This window comes from Pseudomonas sp. 8O (assembly GCF_902506495.1).
Lineage (GTDB): Bacteria > Pseudomonadota > Gammaproteobacteria > Pseudomonadales > Pseudomonadaceae > Aquipseudomonas > Aquipseudomonas chaetocerotis.
In genome coordinates, this window is sequence record NZ_LR733264.1 from 373672 (window position 1) to 391212 (window position 17541).

General features: G+C 62.6%; 11 protein-coding genes. 6 read left to right on the forward strand and 5 right to left on the reverse strand.

Going from position 1 to position 17541, the window contains the following annotated elements:
• Positions 1-241 precede the first annotated feature (241 nt).
• Positions 242-3958 (forward strand): response regulator, encoded by a 3717-nt coding sequence (locus tag GV002_RS04585; RefSeq protein ID WP_160017257.1) that lies wholly within the window; start codon positions 242-244, stop codon positions 3956-3958.
• A 45-nt stretch (positions 3959-4003) separates the two neighbouring features.
• Positions 4004-6151 carry a putative bifunctional diguanylate cyclase/phosphodiesterase gene (locus GV002_RS04590; RefSeq protein ID WP_160018875.1) on the forward strand — a complete coding sequence of 716 codons (2148 nt, stop codon included), beginning with the start codon at positions 4004-4006 and terminating at the stop codon, positions 6149-6151.
• 15 nt (positions 6152-6166) lie between these two features.
• On the opposite strand, the gene GV002_RS04595 is transcribed toward GV002_RS04590, so the two are convergent.
• The 4 genes from GV002_RS04595 to GV002_RS04610 all read right to left on the reverse strand — a co-directional run bounded on the left by GV002_RS04595 (position 6167) and on the right by GV002_RS04610 (position 10884).
• Positions 6167-7063: an acyltransferase gene (locus GV002_RS04595; protein ID WP_160017258.1), complete on the reverse strand. Its 897-nt coding sequence runs from the start codon at positions 7061-7063 to the stop codon at positions 6167-6169.
• Between the two features lie 248 nt (positions 7064-7311).
• Positions 7312-9405, reverse strand: a complete 2094-nt coding sequence (pta, locus tag GV002_RS04600) for a phosphate acetyltransferase (protein ID WP_160017259.1) — start codon at positions 9403-9405, stop codon at positions 7312-7314.
• Positions 9406-9414: 9 nt separating this feature from the next.
• Positions 9415-10599: an acetate kinase gene (locus GV002_RS04605; protein ID WP_160017260.1), complete on the reverse strand. Its 1185-nt coding sequence runs from the start codon at positions 10597-10599 to the stop codon at positions 9415-9417.
• Positions 10600-10884: a DUF3565 domain-containing protein gene (locus GV002_RS04610; protein ID WP_160017261.1), complete on the reverse strand. Its 285-nt coding sequence runs from the start codon at positions 10882-10884 to the stop codon at positions 10600-10602.
• Between the two features lie 11 nt (positions 10885-10895).
• Here GV002_RS04610 and GV002_RS04615 point away from each other — a divergent pair, with 11 nt between their 5' ends.
• From GV002_RS04615 to clpB, 4 genes are all read left to right on the forward strand, one after another.
• On the forward strand, positions 10896-11381 hold the full coding sequence (locus GV002_RS04615; protein WP_160017262.1) for an FKBP-type peptidyl-prolyl cis-trans isomerase: 486 nt from the start codon (positions 10896-10898) through the stop codon (positions 11379-11381).
• Positions 11382-11560: 179 nt separating this feature from the next.
• Positions 11561-12046, forward strand: coding sequence for a glutathione peroxidase (locus GV002_RS04620; RefSeq protein ID WP_160017263.1), 486 nt, complete (start codon positions 11561-11563; stop codon positions 12044-12046).
• Positions 12047-12179: 133 nt separating this feature from the next.
• On the forward strand, positions 12180-12917 hold the full coding sequence (locus GV002_RS04625; RefSeq protein WP_160017264.1) for a nitroreductase family protein: 738 nt from the start codon (positions 12180-12182) through the stop codon (positions 12915-12917).
• A 119-nt stretch (positions 12918-13036) separates the two neighbouring features.
• On the forward strand, positions 13037-15601 hold the full coding sequence (gene clpB, locus GV002_RS04630; RefSeq protein WP_160017265.1) for an ATP-dependent chaperone ClpB: 2565 nt from the start codon (positions 13037-13039) through the stop codon (positions 15599-15601).
• Positions 15602-15827: 226 nt separating this feature from the next.
• On the opposite strand, the gene dld is transcribed toward clpB, so the two are convergent.
• Positions 15828-17540: a D-lactate dehydrogenase gene (gene dld / locus GV002_RS04635; protein ID WP_160017266.1), complete on the reverse strand. Its 1713-nt coding sequence runs from the start codon at positions 17538-17540 to the stop codon at positions 15828-15830.
• Position 17541 lies beyond the last annotated feature (1 nt).

A 17541-nucleotide genomic window follows, 5' to 3' on the forward strand; every position in this document is an offset into this window, starting at 1 on the left:
CGCCACGTTGTAATGAGAGCCTCCCTTTGGGAGGCTTTTTTATGTCGCTGACATTCACCTCTGTGGACGTTTTCGCCGAGGTGTCAGAAGGCGTTTACGGCCATGTTCGTGACCGCCCGTCGTGTCCCTTCTGGCAAAAGGCCACTCATTCAAAACCTGACTAGACTGCTTGCTGTGGTTCTGTGATGTCCGCGTGCGGATGCACCGTGCGCGTTGGTTCTGGATGACCGAAGGAGAGCGAATGGACGACAGAGCTGTCGAGCAGCCGCCAAGGCCCTGGACGCCGCTGCTGGTTGCGCTTGGTCTGCTACTGGGGTTGGGTGGCCTGATTTTCTGGCAGTGGAATACTCTGCAGGAGCGTGAGGACGAGGACAGTTACCGCCGCTTTCAGTTGGAGGCTCAGGACGTAAGCCAGCGGGTGCTTGCGCGTATGCGCACATACGAGATGGTCTTGCGCGGCGTATCCGGTCTGATGATAGGCAGTGATCAGGTCTCGCTCGTCGAGTGGGAACGTGCTCTGGATCAGTTGCAGGTTCAGGATCGCTATCCCGGTATTCAGGCCGTGGCCTGGTCACGTTATCTGCTGCCGGAGCAACTGGCTGACTTCGCCGCCGAGGTAGCTGCTGACGGTCGCCTCGACTATCAGATCTTCCCTTCCGGTGAGCGTGGGCATTATCTACCCATTGATTACGTCAGCCCCGTGGATTGGCGTAATCGTCGCGTGCTTGGCTTCGATATGCTCAGCGAAACAGTGCGGCGTACGGCTATCGAGCGTAGTGTCGAGACCGGCGAAGCCAGCCTCAGCGCGCCGCTGATACTGCGTCAGGAGGTCGATGTAAACGTGCAGTCTGGCGTACTGCTCTACCTGCCGGTGTTTCGTCCGGGTTTACCCGTCAATACCGTCGAGCAACGTCGTTCTGCATTGCTGGGAATGGTACATGGCGCTTTTCGCAGTCATGACCTGATCGATGGGATTCTTGGCGCTCAGAGCCGTTTGTTCGACATCATCCTGAAAGACCTGCAGACGACCGATTTGCAGCTGATAAGTGGTGAAACCAAGACCAATGGTTGGCAGCCGAGATTTCGCAGTCAGCAGGAGTTATCCCTGTATGGCCGCACCTGGGCGCTTGAGGTGATCGGCACCCCTGAATACGAACGCAGCCTGGTTGATCGCAGCAGCATGCTCGGTCTTTGGGCGGGGCTGGCTGCGACGCTGTTACTGTCGATTCTGGTCGGCGGTTTTCTCTATCAGCGTGAGCGCAAGTTGCAGATCAGTGAACGGGCTGCCGTGGCCCTGCGCGAGCGCGAAGAGCGCTTTCGTCTATTGGTCGAACGGCTGCCGGTGGCGACCCTGCTCTGTGATGACAGGGGCCGCATCGAAATGGCCAATCGCAGTGCTGCCGAGCTGTTCGACTGCCCGCTCAATGCCTTGCCGGGTGAGACCGTGTTGCGCGTGCTGCCCAATATCGAATCGCCGAAAGACCTGCAGGAGCAGTTGGCCGAGAGTGACGAACGCATGGTGCGCACGTTACGCGGTGAGTCGATTCCGGTCAGTATCAGCCTCAATCCGCTGCACGAGGGCAGCAGCTACCTGATCAACCTGGTGGACCTGCGTGCACGCAAGGTGGCCGAGGAGCGCTTCCGTCTGGTGGTCGAGGCGTCGCCCAATGCCATCGTGCTGGTCGATGCCCTGGGGCGTATCGCCATGGTCAATCGACAGACCGAGCTGCTGTTCGGTTACGAACGTCAGATGTTGCTCGGCGAGCCGGTGGAGATGCTCCTGCCGACGGCGCAGCGTGGCAGTCATGTGGCGCTGCGCCGTGGTTACCAGGCTATGCCTGAACCGCGCCGCATGGGCGGTAACCGCGAGCTGTTCGGGCAGCACCGTGAAGGTCGCATGATTCCTCTGGAGGTCGGCCTGTCGCCAATCCGCAGCGGCGATGAAAACCTGGTGCAGGCGGTGGTCATCGACATCAGCGAGCGCAAGGCGGCCGAGCAGAAACTGCGTGAGCAGGCCGAGCAGCTGTTGTTGGCCAACCGCTACAAATCCGAGTTTCTCGCCAACATGTCCCATGAGCTGCGCACGCCGCTCAATAGCATCCTGATTCTCAGCGATCAACTGCGCCAGAATCTGGCGGGCAATCTGACCGAGAAGCAGGCCAAGCACGCCGATATCGTGCACCGCGCCGGCAGTGATCTGCTGCAACTGATCAACGATGTACTCGACCTGGCCAAGGTCGAGTCGGGACGCATGCAGCTCAAGCTGGAACCGATCAACATGCAGGACGTGCTGGTGGAGCTCGATGCCAGTCTGCGCCCGATGGCCGAGCTCAAGGGCTTGCGCCTGCACACCCAACTGGAAGCCGGCGTGCCGCGCGTCATTCATACCGACCGCGTACGCCTGCATCAGATCCTGCGCAATCTGCTGTCCAACGCGCTGAAGTTCACCGATCAGGGCGAGGTCACGCTGAGCGTCAGCAGTCAGGGGCGCCAGGAGGATGAGCGCGAGCTGCTCTGCTTCAGCGTGCGTGATACCGGCATTGGCATCGATCCGGCCCAGCACGAGCAGGTATTCCAGGCTTTTCAACAGATCGACGGTTCTACCAGTCGGCGTTTCGGTGGTACCGGCCTTGGGCTGGCCATCACCCGTCAGTTGGTGCTCGCCCTGGATGGCGATATCAGCCTGCAGAGTGCGCCGGGGCAGGGGTCTACCTTCACCGTCAGATTGCCGGTGCAGGCTGGCTCACTCAGTGTCGAAGCGCCGCTCGAGGGGCCGCTGCGTGCCGGTGACGGCCCGCCACTGTTGATCATCGAGGATGATGCCAATTTCGCTGCTGTGATCGCCGAGGAGGCTCATGCTCACGGCTTCTCCAGCGTGCATTGCCGCACCGGGCTGCAGGCGCTGGGGCTGCTGCAGCAGGAGTCGTTCAATGCGGTGATTCTCGACATCCTGCTGCCTGATCTCAGTGGCTGGCAGCTGTTCCGGCGTCTGCGCGCCCAGCCGACTCATCGGCATACGCCAGTGCACATCATTTCCTGCGTTCCGCAACCGGTGGGTTGGAACGACGATGGCACGCGCTATCTGGTCAAGCCCATCGGTCGCGATGAACTGGAGCAGGTGTTCATCGAGCTGCAGCACGGCGCGCAACAGGAGCAGGCATTGTTGTTGGTGGAGGATGTCGAGGTAGAGCGCGAGCACTACCGCGAGCAACTGACGGAGCTGGGCTTTCAGGTCATCGCCTGCTCCGATGGTGAGCAGGCACGCGAGGCCTATGCGCAGGGCCAGTTCTGCGCGCTGGTGATCGATCTCGATCTGCCGGATCAGGACGGTTTTGCCCTGCTCGACAGTCTGAACCAGTTGCGCCCGTTTCAAGGTACGCGCGTGGTGATCAACACCGGTGTGGACGTTACTCAGCAGACCCTGCAACGGCTGCGGCGCTACAGCGCCGTCGTGGTGCGCAAGCATGGCGACGACACCGACGCGCTGTGCCAAGCGGTTCAGGGCTTTCTCGTTGACGTGCGGGCGCCGCAACCGGCCCATGCACGGCTCAACCTGTTACAGGGAAAGCGCATCCTGCTGGTGGATGACGACGTGCGTAACGTCTATGCGCTGACCGCACTGCTGGATGAAGTGGGGCTGCGTGTCAGCTCCGCCAAGGACGGCCTGGAGGCCATCGCCAGTTACCAGCGCGATCCCTTCGACCTGATTTTGATGGACATGGCCATGCCCAATATGGACGGCTACACCGCCACGCGTCTTCTCAAGCAGGAGCACGGCTGCGTGATCCCCATCATCGCGCTCACCGCTCACGCCATGAAGGGCGACCGGGAAAAATGCATCACTGCGGGCGCGGACGACTACATGGCCAAGCCGATCAAGCGTGATGAGCTGCTGGCACTGCTGGAGCGCTGGTTGGCTATGCCGACCATGCTTTCGTCTGGCGATGGACTACCCTGATGGCAGGAGTGACTGGTGCAAGGGCAGATGGATAGGGGAGTGACGATGGCCCAGGCGCAGAGCAAGAACGCCGCCGTACCCGCCAGGCAGGTTCTGCTGGTGGTGGATGACCGCATGGAAAACCTCGAGGCCATGCAGGCGCTGCTCGAAGATGGCGAGTGGCAGCTGCGCTGTGCCAGCTCCGGCGAGGAGGCTCTGCGCTGTCTGCTCGAAGAGGATGTCGGACTGGTGCTGCTCGACGTGCAGATGCCAGGCATGGATGGCTTCGAAGTCGCCCGGTTGATGCGCGGCAATCCGCGTACGAGGCTGACACCGATCATCTTCGTTTCCGCCATTTCGCAGACTCACGATGCCGTGTTGCGAGGCTACAGCACTGGCGCCGTGGACTTCGTGCTCAAACCGTTCGATCCCACTGTGCTGCGCCACAAGATTCAGAGCCTGCTGGAGCATGAGCACAATCGCTGCGAATTGCAGGCGCTTTCCCAGCAACTGGAAAGAGCGAGAGCTTTCAACGCCTCGGTGCTGGCCAATGCCGCCGAGGGTATCCTGGTAGTCGGCGAGGACGGTCGCATCCAGTTCGCCAACCCAGCCATGGCCCAGATGCTCGATGGCGAGGTAGGCGATCTCGAGGGCGTCGAGCTGCTGTCGTTTCTCAAGAATCCCGCCAGCGAAGACGGCTGGCAGCAATCCGAGTTCTACCTGCACTTCAAGCGTGAGGCGACCTACCGCGTACACGAAGCGATGATGCGCACGTTCAAGGGCGGTTGCCTGCCCGCGGCGTTGTCCTGCTCGCCGCTACCGCGGCAGCAGCGCGCCATGGTGGTTATCGCCCTGGACATGTCGGTGGTGCGCAATCTGCACGCGCAGCTGGAGTCGCAGGCAGTTACTGACGCGCTGACCGGTCTGCTCAATCGCCGTGGCTTTCATCAGGCGCTGGAATCGGCGCTGGCGCGTATCGAACGCAGCGGTCAGCGGGTCGCGGTGCTGTACCTGGATCTGGACGGTTTCAAACGCATCAATGACTCGCTGGGCCATGATGTCGGCGATCAGCTGCTGCGTCGTGTTGGTGAGCAGCTCAAGGCTTGCTTGCGCCCCTATGACAGTCTGGCACGCATCGGCGGTGACGAGTTCACTGCGCTACTGGACAACCTCGGCCATCCCGAGGATGCAGCCAAGGTCGCTGAGAAGCTGATCGAACTGGTTTCGGTTCGGCACACCCTCGATGGTGTGGATTTCACCCTTGGCGCCAGCGTTGGCATCGCCTGCTTTCCAGAGTGCGGGCAGAGCGTCGAGGGCCTGCTGCGCTCCGCCGATATGGCAATGTACGAAGCCAAGCGCGCCGGTCGCCAGCAGTACCGCTTCTTCTCTCCAGAAATGAACGGCCGCGCGCGTTCACGGCTGATGCTCGAAGAGAGCCTGCGCCACGCCATCGAGAACGATGACTTCGTGCTGGTCTATCAGCCCCAGTTCCATCTCGATAACGGGCGCCTGCGCGGCTTCGAAGCCTTGCTGCGCTGGCAGCATCGTGTTGCGGGCACTGTCGCACCGAACGTATTCATTCCACTGCTCGAAGAAACCCGCCTGATCAATCGTCTTGGCGAATGGATCTTCCGTGAGGGCGCCAGGCAGTTGGCGGACTTCAAGCAGCAGTTCGGTGAGGACATGGTGCTCAGTCTCAATGTCAGCCCGGTGCAGTTCGGTATGCCGCAACTGGTGACGGACCTGCAGCGTGTACTCGACGCCCACGGTCTCAAGCCCAGCCAGTTGGAAGTGGAAGTTACCGAGAGTGCGCTGATGCAGGATCTGGAGCTGACCCAGGCGCAGCTGCGTCATCTGCGTAAGCTGGGGGTGAAGATCGCCATCGATGATTTCGGCACCGGCTACTCGTCGCTGGCGTACCTGCGGCATTTCGAACTGGACACGCTGAAGATCGACCGCCTGTTCATCTCCAACATGCTCGACTCACCGCGCGACGCCGCAGTGGTCAGCACCATCATCGATCTGGGGCGTCATCTGGGGCTGGAAGTCATCGCCGAGGGCGTCGAAACCCAGGAGCAGCGCGAGTGGTTGACGCAACACCATTGCAGCATCATGCAAGGATTTCTGGTGGCGCCGGGTGTGTCGGCCAGCACTGCCATGCAGGTGCCGGCACAACTGGACTGGAGCAAGCTGCCACTACCACGCGGTGAATGAAGCGCCCAGGACGTTTCAGGCTTGCTGATGCAGGCTGGCGAGCTCAGCGTCCTTCTCTTCCCACAGGCGATTGACCCACTGCTGGAATGCCAGACGGTAGTCATCGTCCTGATCGTAATTGCGGCCGATGAATTCGCGCGGAATCTCGACCTGTTTGAAAAACACCTGCACGGCATCCAGGCGGCCACAGAGCAAGTCCCAGAAGCCTGGCACACCATGTGGGTAATGAATGGTGACGTTGACGATGGCGTGCAGTTGTTCACCCATCGCGTCGAGCACGAAGGCGATACCACCCGCCTTGGGCTTGAGCAGGTACTTGAAAGGCGACTGCTGCTGCGCATGCTTGGCAGGAGTCAGGCGGGTGCCCTCGAGGAAGTTGAATACCGCCACGGGGTTGGTCTTGTAACGCGCGCAGGCCTTGCGCGTGGTGGCCAGGTCCTGGCCGCGCTTTTCCGGGTACTTGGCCAGGTATTCCTTGCTGAAGCGCTTCATGAAGGGAAACTCCAGCGCCCACCAGCACAGGCCGATCACCGGCACCCAGATCAGCTCCTGCTTGAGGAAGAACTTCAGTAGCGGCATGCGCTGGTTGAGCAGGTACTGCAGCACCAGGATGTCCACCCAGCTCTGGTGGTTGCTGGTCACCAGATAGGAATGACGGGTATCGAAGCGCTCCAGCCCCTGAACCTTCCATTCAATATGGCCAACCAGGCGCATCCAGAACTTGTTGATACCGATCCAGCTTTCGGCGATGCGGTGCATGACGAAGCGCAGCGCGCGCTGGATCGGCGCGAACGGCAGCAGCAGCTTGAGCAGGGCGACGAAGAACAGCGGCCAGCACCAGAACAGGGTGTTCAGAGCCAGCAGCAGGCTCGCGATCAGGCCGCGCAGCGGCGCGGGAAGAAAGTGCAGCATCGGGCGAACGCCTCCATAAGCAGGCTGCACGCCCGGCGGGCAGCCTGAGAAAGGGGCTTTCTCTGCGCCCCGTATCAGTCGAAAGAGCTGCGGCGTTCCTTGCAGCGAGCAGGTTCGGCGCCAAGGGTAACGGTTGTGCACTGACCTGCAAGTGCCAGTGCTGACTCGTGGGTTTCGGTGGCTCGTAGGGTGCACCGTGCGCACCGGCTATTCTGGCCGGCGCTTTCTGCTAGACCCCTACGGCCTCTCTAGCTTGGCAGATCGGCCGCCTGAATGGCCGTCAGCGCGATGGTGTAGACGATGTCGTCGACCAGCGCACCGCGCGACAGGTCATTCACCGGCTTGCGCAGGCCCTGCAGCATTGGGCCGACGCTGATGCAGTCGGCGCTGCGCTGCACCGCCTTGTAGGTGGTGTTGCCGGTGTTCAGATCAGGGAACACGAACACCGTGGCGCGACCGGCTACCGGGCTGTTCGGCGCTTTCTGCCGACCGACGCTCTCGATGGCCGCTGCGTCGTACTGTAGCGGGCCGTCGAGTAGCAGGTCGGGGCGTTTCTCGCGGGCCAGGCGGGTGGCAGCCCGTACCTTTTCTACCTCCTCGCCGCTGCCGGAATCACCGGTGGAGTAGCTGAGCATGGCCACGCGCGGCGGGATGCCGAAGGCCTGCGCCGAAGCGGCGCTCTGCAGGGCGATCTCCGCCAACTGCTCGGCGTTGGGATCAGGGTTCACCGCGCAGTCGCCGTAGACCAGTACCTGATCCGGCAGCAGCATGAAGAACACCGAGGACACCAGGTTGTAACCCGGTGCGGTCTTGATCAGTTGCAGCGCCGGGCGAATGGTGTTGGCGGTGGTGTGGATGGCGCCGGAGACCAGGCCGTCCACCTCGTCCAGCGCCAGCATCATGGTGCCCAGCACCACGGTGTCTTCCAGTTGCGCCTCGGCCATCGGCGCGTTGAGGCCCTTGCCCTTGCGCAGCTCGACCATCGGCTCGACGTAGCGACCGCGAATCAGATCCGGGTCGAGAATTTCCAGGCCTTCCGGCAACTCGATACCCTGCGCGCGGGCCACTGCATGCACGTCTTCCGGCTTGGCCAGCAATACGCAGCGGGCGATGCCGCGCGCCTGGCAGATGGCGGCTGCCTGCACCGTGCGTGGCTCGCTGCCCTCGGGCAGGACGATACGCTTGGCTGCAGCCTTGGCCCGTTGCACCAGTTGGTAGCGGAAGGCCGGGGGCGACAGGCGCAGCTCGCGCGGCGTGCCGCAACGGGCGCTCAGCCAGTCGTGATCGATATGGCCGGCGACGAAGTCGGAGACCTTGCCCGCGCGCTCGCGGTCATCCAGGGGGATTTCCTTGTTCAGGCGGTTGAGGTGGGTGGCGGTATCGTAGGAGCCCGTGCCCACGGTCATCACCGGCAGGCCGCTGGCCAGGGCGCCCTGGCACAGTTCCATGATGCGTGGGTCGGGGGCGAAATCGCTGCACAGCAGCAGGCCGGCCAGCGGCACGCCATTCATCGCCGCGAGGCTGGCAGAGAGGATGATGTCGTCGCGATCACCCGGCGTCACCACCAGGGTGCCTGGTTTGAGCAACTGCACGCTATTGGCCACGGCTCGGGCGCAGAGCACGATCTTCAGCATGCGCCGTTGCTCGTAATCGCCAGCGTTGAGGATGCGCGCGCCGAGCAGCTCGGCGATGTCCTTGGTGCGCGGCGCGTTCAGTTCCTCCTGCCAGGGAATGCAGCCGAGCAGGCGGAAGTCCTGGCTCTTGAGCAGTGGTGAGAGTTCCAGCAGGCGCTCGGCAAAGGCGGTGATGCCATCTTCGCTGCGCACCTTGTTGAGAATCACGCCGAGCACCTTTGGGTCCTTCGGCCCGCCGAACAGCTGCGCCTGGATTTCGATGCGGTCGCACAGCTCGGTGAGGCTCTCGTCCTCAGGTGCGCTGACCAGGATCACGTCGGCATCCAGGCTCTTGGCCAGGTGGAAGTTGACTCGCGCGGCGTAGCTGGCGTGGCGCGTCGGCACCATGCCTTCGACGATGACCACGTCCTTGTCGGCGGCGGCCTGCTGGTAGAGGCTGATGATTTCCTCCAGCAGCTCATCCAACTGACCGTCGCCGAGCATGCGCTCGACGTGGCTGAGCGGTAGCGGCTTGGGCGAGTTCAGGCCGTGGGTGCGGGCGATCAGCTCGCTGGAGCGCTCCGGGCCGAGGTCGCCGGCATGCGGTTGGGCAATGGGCTTGAAGAAACCGACCTTGAGGCCGCTGCGTTCCAGCGCGCCGACCAGGCCGAGGCTGATGGAGGTAAGGCCGACACCGAAACCGGTGGGGGCGATGAAGAAGGTATGCATGAGAAAGCCTCAGTCGAGCAGGGCAAGGGTATCGAGGGCGATCTGCCGCTCTTCATTGGTTGGTACCACCAGCACGCGCGGGTGACCGTCGGCGTGAATGGCACCGGCGACGCCGCGTACGCAGCGAGCATTGGCCTGGGCATCCAGCTGCAGCCCGAGCAGGCCGAGGTGATCCACGGTCTTGCTGCGGATCAGTGTCGAGTTCTCGCCGATACCGCCGGTGAAGATCAGGCCATCGAGACGGCGCAGCGCGCAGCTCATCGCCGCCAGCGATTTGGCCAGGCGATAGCAGAACACCTCGATGGCCAGGGTCGCGCCGGCATGGCCCCGCTCGCGGGCCTGCTCCAGCGTGCGCATGTCGTTGGACAGGCCGGACAGGCCGAGCAGGCCGCTGTCCTTGTTGAGCATGCTGTCGATTCGCTCCAGACTCCAGCCCAGGGTGCGTGCCAGGTGGCCGTGCAGGTTGGGGTCGACATCGCCGCTGCGTGTGCCCATTACCAGGCCCTCCAGCGGCGTCAGGCCCATGCTGGTATCGCGGCTGTGGCCATTTTCCACGGCGCAGGTGGAGCTGCCATTGCCAAGGTGCGCGACCAGCCAGCTGCTGGCGTCGAATGCCAGGTCGCTCATCTGCGCTGCCTTGCGGCTGACATAGTGGTGACTGGTGCCGTGGAAGCCATAGCGACGCACGCCGTGTTCGGCGTAGAGCGCCTGTGGTACGGCGTAGCGGTAGGCGTGTTCGGGCAGGCTTTGGTGAAAGGCGGTATCGAACACCGCCACCTGGACCAGGTCCGGGAACAGCTTCATCGCCGCCTCGATGCCCTGCAGATTGGCAGGGTTGTGCAGGGGCGCCAGCGGCGCGACTTCGCGGATGGCCTGCAGGCTTGCGGTGTCCAGACGAGAGGCGCCGGAGAAATGCTCGCCGCCATGTACCACTCGGTGGCCGATGCCGTGCAGTTCGCCGGCTGCGGCCTGCTGTACCACAGGTAGAAGATGAGACAGGGCCAGGCGGTGGTCGGCGCCCGGCAGGACCAGGCTGTCCTTTTGTTCGCCTTGTTGCCAGTGCAGCACCGCCTCGGGGCTGCCAAGACGCTCGGCCAGGCCGCTGAGCATGAAGATTTCCTGCGCTTCGTTGACCAGGGCGAACTTGATCGACGAGCTGCCGCAGTTGATCACCAGAATGTTGCGTGCAGACATTTAAGCTTCCTTGGATTCATCGTGCGATCGATCCGTGGCGCACCAGCCACACGGGAAGAGGCTTCCCTGCTTGAGTTGGCGCTGCTCGGGATCGAGTACCCAGGGCCGATTCTGCCAGGGCGGTTGGTGGCGTACATGCTGAGTATGGCCACAAGACAAGACTGCCACCCAGTCGCCGTGATCATCCTGACGAAAATCAACGATACGCACGGCCCGTTTGTCCGGGCTCGGGTCGCAATCCAGGCTGGCCTTGGTTAAACTTGCCCGTTCATTTATCTTTCGCAAAAGGTCTCCCCATGCTGATCGCCGCCAACAAGGCCGTCTCCATCGACTATACCCTGACCAACGATGCCGGTGAGGTGATCGACAGTTCCGCTGGCGGCGCGCCGTTGGTGTACCTGCATGGCGCAGGCAACATCATCGCCGGTCTCGAGAAGGCCCTGGTTGGCAAGCAGGTTGGTGATGAGCTGGACGTTTCCGTCGAGCCGGAAGAAGCCTACGGCGAATACAGTGCCGAGCTGGTCGCGACGCTGAGCCGCGCTATGTTCGAAGGCGTCGACACTCTGGAAGTGGGCATGCAGTTCCACGCTTCGGGCCCGGACGGCAGCATGCAGATCGTTACCATCCGCGATATCGACGGCGACGACGTGACTGTCGACGGCAACCACCCGCTGGCTGGTCAGCGCCTGAACTTCAAGGTCAAGGTCGTAGGCGTGCGTGAAGCCAGCGAAGAAGAAGTGGCTCATGGTCATATCCATGGCGAAGGTGGTCACCACCACTGAGTCGCCTGTCAGGCGACTTGCGGTCGTTCCGACTGGATTAACCGCTGCTAAGCTCAAGCTTGCGATGAAGGCGCCTCAGGGCGCCTTTTTCATGCATGTCGGCGTGCTCATCCGCAGCCGCCTTGATGATTTACGGGGGCCTTGCGCCCGCTGCACTGAATTCGCTGAGGAAGTTCGTCATGAGTGCCTTTCACGATCTCAATCTGCGTGCGCTGGACGGCCAGGAACTGCCGTTGGCGCCCTACAAGGGCCAGGTGGTGCTGGTGGTCAACGTTGCCTCCAAGTGCGGCCTGACGCCTCAATACGCCGGGCTGGAAAACCTCTATCAGCAGTACAAGGGCAATGGTTTCACCGTGCTGGGCGTACCCTGCAACCAGTTCGCCGGTCAGGAGCCCGGCAGCGAAGCGGAAATTCGCGATTTTTGCACCCTCAATTACGGCGTCAGCTTCCCGCTGGGTAGCAAGCTGGAGGTCAACGGCCCCGGTCGTCACCCGCTCTATCGCTTGCTGGCCGGTGAGGGGGCCGAGTTTCCAGGCGATATCACCTGGAATTTCGAGAAGTTTCTGGTCGGCCAGGACGGCCGTGTGCTGGCGCGTTTCTCGCCGCGTACCACGCCGGACGATCCGACGTTGATCCAGTCCATCGAAAAAGCCCTGGGCCTCTGAAATAGCGACGCCTGCGCCCTCTATGCCGGGCGCAGGTGAGGCTAATCGGCCAAACCCGCGGTCATTTCCCCTTGCGCTCTTGTTCGCATCGTCATCCGGTTGCTTAATCGGCCGACATGCCGAGGAGTGCCCCATGACCAGCTTTCCCAACGAGCAACTGCCTGCCATGGCCTCACCGGCCGAGTTGCGCGCACTGATCGAGAGTCGACGCGCAGTGCGTCGTTTCATGCCTGAACCGGTGCCCGAGAATGTGATTCGCGATTGCCTGGAGCTGGCCGTGCTGGCGCCAAATTCCTGCAACCTGCAGCCCTGGAGTTTCCAGGTGATTCGTGATCCGGCGCTGCTGGCGCAATTGCACCCGATATGCATGAGTCAGAACGCCGCCCGTGCGCCTCTGATCATTGCTGTGCTGGCGCGCCCGGATACCTGGCGTCAGGCCTGTCGCAACATCATCGATTACTGGCCGGAAGCTGAAGTGCCGGCGCGCATCCGCCGCTTCTACAGCAAGACCGCGCCGTTCCAGTACAACCAGGGCCCGCTGGGCTTGCTGGGGTTGTTCAAGCGTCAGCTGGTGCGACTGATGGGTGTGCGCAAACCCCTGATGCGCAAGCCCAACAGCAAGGCCGACATGCGCCTGTGGGCGGTGAAGTCCACCGCGCTGGCGGCCCAGAACCTGATGTTGGCCTTTCAGAGCCACGGCTATGCCACCTGTCCGATGGAAGGTTTCGACGAGGTGCGTTTGCGTCGTGTGCTCGATATCCCTCGTCATGCTATCCCCATCATGTTGCTGGCCGTCGGGCGGCAGGGCGAGAAGGGCGTGTACAACCCGCGGCTGCGCTTTCCGCTGGAGCAGCAGGTGATCTGGCGCTGATCTGGATCAAGTTGTCACGTCTTGAATACGGCGTAATCGTCCTTATCTAGTCTTCATCTCGGCGAGTTTCTTTTTTCGGGGATTCTGTCCCGGCCCGCCACTCTGGAGGAATGACATATATGCGTATCGATCGTTTGACCAGCAAGCTGCAACTTGCACTCTCCGATGCCCAATCCCTGGCGGTGGGCATGGACCACGCCGCCATCGAGCCGCTGCACCTGATGCAGGCGCTGCTCGAGCAACAGGGTGGTTCGATCAAGCCGTTGCTGATGCAGGTTGGCTTCGACATCAACAGTCTGCGGCAGGCCCTGACCCGAGAACTGGATCAGCTCGGCAAATTGCAGAACCCCACCGGCGACATCAACCTGTCGCAGGACTTAGCGCGCCTGCTCAACCAGGCCGACCGCTTGTCACAGCAGCGTGGTGACCAGTTCATTTCCAGTGAGCTGGTGCTGCTCGCGGCGATGGACGAGAGCACCAGGCTGGGCAAGCTGCTGCTCGGCCAGGGTGTGTCGAAGAAGGCCCTGGAAAACGCCATTGCGAACCTGCGCGGCGGCCAGGCGGTCAACGACCCCAACGTCGAGGAGTCACGCCAGGCGCTGGACAAGTACACCGTCGATCTGACCAAGCGCGCCGAGGAGGGCAAGCTCGACCCGGTGATCGGTCGTGACGACGAGATTCGCCGCACCATCCAGGTGTTGCAGCGCCGGACCAAGAACAACCCGGTGCTGATCGGCGAGCCTGGCGTGGGCAAGACGGCCATCGCCGAAGGCCTGGCCCAGCGCATCATCAATGGCGAAGTACCCGATGGTCTGAAAGACAAGCGCCTGCTGTCGCTGGACATGGGCTCGCTGATCGCTGGCGCCAAGTTCCGTGGCGAGTTCGAGGAGCGCCTGAAGGCGGTGCTCAACGAGCTCTCCAAGCAGGAAGGGCGCATCATTCTGTTCATCGACGAGCTGCACACCATGGTCGGTGCCGGCAAGGCCGAAGGCGCCATGGACGCCGGCAACATGCTCAAACCGGCTCTGGCCCGTGGTGAGCTGCACTGCGTCGGTGCCACCACGCTGGATGAGTACCGCCAGTTCATCGAAAAGGACGCCGCGCTGGAGCGCCGCTTCCAGAAGGTGCTGGTGGACGAGCCGAGCGAGGAAGACACCATCGCCATCTTGCGTGGCCTGAAGGAGCGCTACGAGGTGCACCACGGCGTGACCATCACCGACGGCGCGATCATCGCCGCGGCCAAGCTCAGTCATCGCTACATCACCGACCGTCAGCTGCCGGACAAGGCCATCGACCTGATCGACGAGGCCGCCAGTCGCATCCGCATGGAGATCGACTCCAAGCCTGAGGAGCTGGATCGCCTGGATCGTCGCCTGATCCAGCTTAAGATCGAGCGCGAAGCGCTGAAGAAGGAAGACGACGACGCGGCTCTCAAACGCCTGGAAAAGCTCAAGGAAGACATTGCCCGGCTGGAGAAGGAATACGCCGACCTGGAGGAAATCTGGAAGTCGGAGAAAGCCGAAGTTCAGGGCTCGGCGCAGATCCAGCAACGTATCGAGCAGGCCAAGACCGAGCTCGAGGCCGCACGGCGCAAGGGCGACCTCAACCGCATGGCCGAATTGCAGTACGGCATCATTCCGGATCTGGAGCGCAGCCTGCAGATGGTCGACCAGCACGGCAAGAGCGAGAATCAGCTGCTGCGCAACAAGGTCACCGATGAAGAGATCGCCGAAGTCGTTTCCAAGTGGACCGGTATTCCGGTGAGCAAGATGCTCGAGGGCGAGCGCGAAAAATTGTTGAAGATGGAAGGGCTGCTGCACCAGCGTGTGATCGGCCAGGACGAAGCGGTGGTCGCTGTTTCCAACGCCGTGCGCCGCTCGCGTGCCGGCCTGGCTGACCCGAACCGGCCGAGCGGCTCGTTCCTCTTCCTCGGCCCGACCGGGGTGGGCAAGACCGAGCTGTGCAAGGCGCTGGCCGAGTTCCTCTTCGACACCGAGGAGGCGCTGGTGCGTATCGATATGTCCGAGTTCATGGAGAAGCACAGCGTCGCTCGTCTGATCGGCGCGCCCCCCGGCTATGTCGGCTACGAAGAGGGTGGTTACCTGACCGAGGCGGTGCGCCGCAAGCCTTACTCCGTGGTGTTGATGGATGAAGTCGAGAAGGCTCACCCGGACGTGTTCAACGTGCTGCTGCAGGTACTGGAAGATGGTCGCCTCACCGACAGCCATGGCCGCACCGTGGACTTCAAGAATACGGTGATCGTGATGACCTCTAACCTCGGCTCGGCGCAGATCCAGGAGCTGGTCGGCGATAGGGAAGCGCAGCGCGCGGCGGTGATGGATGCGGTGAGCAGCCACTTCCGTCCCGAGTTCATCAACCGCATCGACGAAGTGGTGGTGTTCGAACCGCTGGGTCGTGAGCAGATCGCTGGTATCGCTGAGATCCAGCTAGGACGTTTGCGTGGTCGTCTGGCCGAGCGCGAGCTCAGCCTGGAGCTGACGGCGGAGGCGCTCGACAAGCTGATCGCCGTCGGTTACGACCCGGTGTACGGTGCCCGCCCGCTCAAGCGTGCGATCCAGCGCTGGATCGAGAACCCGCTGGCGCAGCAGATACTCTCCGGTGCCTTCGCTCCCGGTGCGGTAGTGCATGCCAAGGTCGAAGGCGAGGAGATCGTCTTCGCCTGATCGGTTGCTGCGTTAAACACCAAGGCCCGCCAATTTGGCGGGCCTTGGTGTTTGTAGGAGCCGGCTTGCCGGCGATGCTCTACCGGCTGATCGCTGGCAAGCCAGCTCCTACGGGATTTGCGGCTGACCACACGGTTGGCTCAACACGGCCGTAGGGCGGATGTCGCTTTTTACATCCGCGGCCATCGTGGATCGATAAAGCGTGATCCACCCTGGAGGTAACGCCTTAGCAACAACCACCCCAATGCTTCTTCTTCGAGGTATGGCCGATGCCGGGATTGAAGGTGTTGGTCGGGTCGAGCTCGCGGTAGAACCCCGCCAGCGCCGGCTTGGCCACGTACAGATGGCCGACGTTGTGCTCGGCCGGATACTCGGCGCGGCGTTCGTCCAGCAGCTTCCACATGCGGTGCTCCATCTCGATCGGGTCGACGCCCTTCTTGACGATGTAGTCCTGATGGAACACATGGCAGAAGAAGTGCCCGTAGTAGAGCTTGTGGATGATCTGCTCTTCCATCTCCTGCGGCAGCGTCTCGACCCAGTCGCGGTCGTTGCGGCGCAGGGCGATGTCCAGGGCGAGGATGTCCTCGACGCTACTGCGGTGTGACTCGCGGTAACGGATCGCCGCACCGGCAATGGCGAAGCGATGGAGGAAGGCCTTGCGGCCTTCCTCGGCGTCGCACTCGAAATAAGCGCCGCTGGCGCTGTTCGCGAAGTACTCGCTGAGGAAGCTGCGGGTCTGCTCCAGCGTGTCGTTGGACACCCGCACCAGCAGGTGATGCTCGTAGCGATCACGATATTCGCGCATGCGCGCCGGCAGGTGGCTGGGCAGCTGGTTCATCAGGACCTGGATCACCTTGTCGGTCACCCCGCGCAGGCCAAAGCGTTCGAAGAAGCCATCGACCCGGCTCTTCATCGCGAAGGCGGCCGGCACCTTGGATGTGCCGAAGGTGTCGATCACCAGGAAGGTGTCCTTGCCGTATTTTTCGCCGATGTCGAAGGCGGTGCGATGGATGTATTCCCCGGCAATAGGCAGGCGCGGCAGCCTGGCCAGCAGGTGACGGCGCACTTCGGTGAGGTCGTGCGGGTCGTTGCTGCCGATGTAGAACACCGTGCTCGGTTCCTTGGGGAAGGTATCCAGGCGCACGGCGAACAGGCACAGTTTGCCGGCCGAACCGGAGGCCTCGAACAGGCGCGACGGGTCGGCGTTGAAGCGCGCCGGAGTGTCGGCATCGACATCGCGCACGTGTTCGCCATAGCGAGCGTCGGAGGCCTTGGCGGTTTCCTCGTTGTGTACCTGCTGCGGTGTGTAGTCGCCGCTCTGCAGGCGGGTGAGGATTTCCTCTGGATCGTTGCCCAGCTCGATCCCCAGGTGATTGACCAGCTCCAGCGAACCGTCATCTTTTACCTGCGCGTACAGCGCCAGCTCGGTGTAGGCCGGGCCGCGACGCACCAGGGCGCCGCCAGAGTTGTTGCAGACGCCGCCTAGCACCGAGGCGCCGATGCAGGACGAGCCAATCACCGAATGCGGTTCGCGATTCAGCGGCGCCAGCGCCTGTTCCAGGCGGTCGAGGGTGGCGCCGGGCAGGCACACCACCTGCTCGCCATCGTTGATCAGTTGTACGCCGGTGATGCGCAGGGTGCTGATCAACACGATCTCGCGGTCGTAATCGGCACCGTCGGGGGTGGAGCCGCCGGTAAGCCCGGTATTGGCGGCCTGCATGATGACGATGCGGTCGGCCGCTACGGCCGCCTGCAGGATGCGCCATTGCTCCAGCAAGGAGCCCGGGCGCACCACCGCCAGCACGTTGCCTTCACCCGTACGGTGGCCCTTGCGGAAACGCCGTGTGGCTTGTTCGTCGGTCAGCACGTGGCTGCTGCCGACGATCTGGCGCATCTGTGCCAGCAGAGCGTCACGGGTGATGGAGGCGGCAGCAGTCATT

Coding starts and splice junctions, on each gene's coding strand:
- GV002_RS04625 (WP_160017264.1), top strand. CDS start 12,180: ATGACCAGCTTTCCCAACGAGCAACTGCCTGCCATGGCCTCACCGGCC.
- GV002_RS04595 (WP_160017258.1), bottom strand. CDS start 7,063: ATGCTGCACTTTCTTCCCGCGCCGCTGCGCGGCCTGATCGCGAGCCTG.
- GV002_RS04590 (WP_160018875.1), top strand. CDS start 4,004: ATGGCCCAGGCGCAGAGCAAGAACGCCGCCGTACCCGCCAGGCAGGTT.
- GV002_RS04605 (WP_160017260.1), bottom strand. CDS start 10,599: ATGTCTGCACGCAACATTCTGGTGATCAACTGCGGCAGCTCGTCGATC.
- GV002_RS04615 (WP_160017262.1), top strand. CDS start 10,896: ATGCTGATCGCCGCCAACAAGGCCGTCTCCATCGACTATACCCTGACC.
- pta (WP_160017259.1), bottom strand. CDS start 9,405: ATGCATACCTTCTTCATCGCCCCCACCGGTTTCGGTGTCGGCCTTACC.
- clpB (WP_160017265.1), top strand. CDS start 13,037: ATGCGTATCGATCGTTTGACCAGCAAGCTGCAACTTGCACTCTCCGAT.
- GV002_RS04585 (WP_160017257.1), top strand. CDS start 242: ATGGACGACAGAGCTGTCGAGCAGCCGCCAAGGCCCTGGACGCCGCTG.
- dld (WP_160017266.1), bottom strand. CDS start 17,540: ATGACTGCTGCCGCCTCCATCACCCGTGACGCTCTGCTGGCACAGATG.
- GV002_RS04620 (WP_160017263.1), top strand. CDS start 11,561: ATGAGTGCCTTTCACGATCTCAATCTGCGTGCGCTGGACGGCCAGGAA.